The organism is Pseudomonas sp. MF6755, from assembly GCF_016405635.1.
GTDB lineage: Bacteria > Pseudomonadota > Gammaproteobacteria > Pseudomonadales > Pseudomonadaceae > Aquipseudomonas > Aquipseudomonas haemolytica.
In genome coordinates this window covers 1-2,577 of the sequence record NZ_JAEKDA010000046.1, presented here as the reverse complement: position 1 = coordinate 2,577, position 2,577 = coordinate 1, and the positions used below count along the sequence as shown (strand labels likewise).

2 protein-coding genes are annotated in these 2,577 nt (G+C 62.1%); both read right to left on the bottom strand.

Going from position 1 to position 2,577, the window contains the following annotated elements; all coding sequences use genetic code 11:
* Nucleotides 1–105: 105 nt before the first annotated feature.
* Entirely contained in the window at nt 106–861 is a 756-nt protein-coding gene (gene istB, locus JFT66_RS29610; protein ID WP_024264899.1) for an IS21-like element ISPsy14 family helper ATPase IstB, read from the bottom strand.
* 20 nt (nt 862–881) lie between these two features.
* A complete protein-coding gene (istA, locus tag JFT66_RS29605; protein ID WP_153351840.1) occupies nt 882–2,396 on the bottom strand; it encodes an IS21 family transposase in 1,515 nt (504 codons plus the stop codon).
* Nucleotides 2,397–2,577 lie beyond the last annotated feature (181 nt).

The following is a 2,577-nucleotide window of genomic DNA, read 5'->3' as shown; positions in this document are numbered from 1 at the left end:
CTGCGCATTCCACGCCATCCGGCCACCCAGCCCACCAACATCCGGCCACCTATTCCACGCTCATCCGGCCGGGCAGTCGGAGCGCAGCGACGCAGGTTTGCATTGTTAGTCTGAAGTCTCTGTCGCCGTCAATTTCGTTGCGCGTCTGCGCATCGATTCGCCCTTCAGTTCGATCCGATAAGCGTTGTGCACCAGCCGGTCGAGGATCGCATCGCCCAAGGTCGGATCGCCGATCAGTGCGTGCCATTTGTCCACCGGCATCTGGCTAGTCACCAGCGTCGAGCGGTTGCCGTAGCGGTCGTCCAGCAGTTCAAGCATGTCGCGCCGCTGAGCAGCGGTAAACGGCGCCAAGCCCCAGTCATCCAGGATCAGCAGGTCGGTCTTGGCGTAGCCGGCCATTAGCTTGGCGAAGCGGCCGTCGCCGTGTGCCAGGCCCAGTTCTTCCATCAAGCGCGGCAGCCGCAGATAGCGCACGCTGTAACCGTCGCGGCAGGCCTTGTGCGCCAGCGCGCAGGCGAGCCAGGTTTTGCCTACGCCCGTCGGCCCGCCAATGATCAGGTTCAGGCCATCGCGCAGCCACTGACCGCTGCCCAGTTGCAGGATCAAGGCCTTGTCCAGGCCGCGCGGGCTGCGGTAGTCGATGTCTTCCAGGCACGCGTTGTGGCGTAGTCGGGCGGCTTTGAGACGCGTAGTCAGGCGGGCGTCTTCGCGCTCGGTCAGCTCGCGGTCGACCATCAGGCCGAGGCGTTCGTCGAAGCTGAGATCGTTGATGTCAGGCGTTGCGTGTTGTTCGCCAAGCGCCTTGATCATGCCGTGCAGGCGCAGGGTTTGTAGCTTGTCGAGGGTCGGGTTGGGCAGCATGTTCGTGCTCCTTTTTCAGGTCAGTGGTAGTAGCCGGGGCCGCGCAGATTGATATGTTCATCGGGCAGTAACGGCAGGTTTTGCTGGGCAAGAGGTAGCCGTTCCAGGCCTTGGCGCAGGATCGATTCGAGGCTCTTGTAACTGCATGCGCCTAGGGCCAGCGCACGTTGGCAAGCGGCTTCCAGCCGCTCTTCGCCGTGCTGTTTGCTCAAGCGCAGGATGCCCAGGCAGGCGCGGAAGCCATGCTGCGGATGGATTCGGCGTTCGAGGATGTAGGCGATGACACCGGCCGTATTCGGGCCCGTCTGCTCAGCCCAGCGGATCAGCCGCTGGGGCGTCCACTCGGCGTGTTCGCGGTGACTTTTGGGCATGTGCTCGGTGTGGGTAGTGTGGCGGCCTTTGTGCGGCGAGCGCAGATGGCTGGCCACGCGCTGGTTGGCGTGGAAGCACTCGACGGTCTGCGCGGTCAGGCGTACTTCGAGTTGGTGTTTCACCAGTTGGTACGGCACGGAGTAAAAATGGCCGTCGACTTCGACGTGGTAGTCGATGTGGACTCGCACCTTTTTCCATTCGGCGTAGACATACGGATGTTCTGGTAGCGGTTGCAGCGCGGGTTGGTCGATGGTCTCGAAGGCCGAGCGGCGTGAGCCGGGCAGTTTCTTGAAGGGCTTCTGATTGAGGCGATCCAGCAGCAGCGCGATGGCTGTGTTGAGTTCCCCCAGCGAGAAGAACTGGCGGTTGCGCAGCACCGCCAGGATCCAGCGCTCGACCACTTGAACACCGACTTCGACCTTGGCTTTGTCCTTGGGTTTTCGTGAGCGAGCGGGCAATACGGCGACGCCGTAGTGCTCGGCCAGATCGCGGTAGCTGGGGTTGATATCGGGCTCGTAACGGTGCGCCTTGGTCACGCCACTGCGCAGATTGTCGGGCACCAGGATCTGTGCGGTGCCGCCGAAAAAAGCAAAACAGCGGGCGTGCGAGCCCAGCCAGTCGGGCAGTTTCTGCGACCAGGTGGCTTCGGCGAAGGTGTAGCTGGAGGCGCCCAGCACGGCGACGAAGATCTGTGTTTGGCGAATTTCGCCGGTCTGCCGGTCGATGACTGGCACCGTTTGGCCGGCATAGTCGACGAACAGCTTTTCACCTGCACGATGTTCCTGGCGCATGACCACGTCGACCTTGGCGGCCCAGAGCCGGTAGTGCTCGCAGAACCAGCTGTATTGGAAGCCTTGCGGATGGGCGAGTCGATATTCTTGCCAAAGCAGGGCCAGGGTTACGCCGGGGCGGCGCAACTCTGCGTGGACATGAGTCCAGTCCGGCATCGGACGTTGATCGCTGGGGACGTCGGGTGGTGGCGGAAAAAGACGCTGCTGCAACTGCGCCTCGCTCGCCGCACACGGCCAAGTCAGCCCGCTGGCAGCAAAGCGATTGAGGTACTCACCGATAGTTGCGCGACCCACCTGCAAGCTGACAGCGATCTGGCGAGCAGATAGGCCGACCTCAAACTTGAGACGTAGCACTTCCTTAATTTTACGCATGGATAACCGCTCCACGACGACCTCTCTGCTTCGATAAAAGAGGTCGATGGTAGTGAATTAATCCTGCGTTGCTGCCTGCCTTGTGGGTGGCCGGATGGCCGTGGAACGGGTGGCCGGATCATCGTGGAATCAGTGGCCGGATGTTCATGGAATGGGTGGCCGGATGCCCGTGGAATCCGCA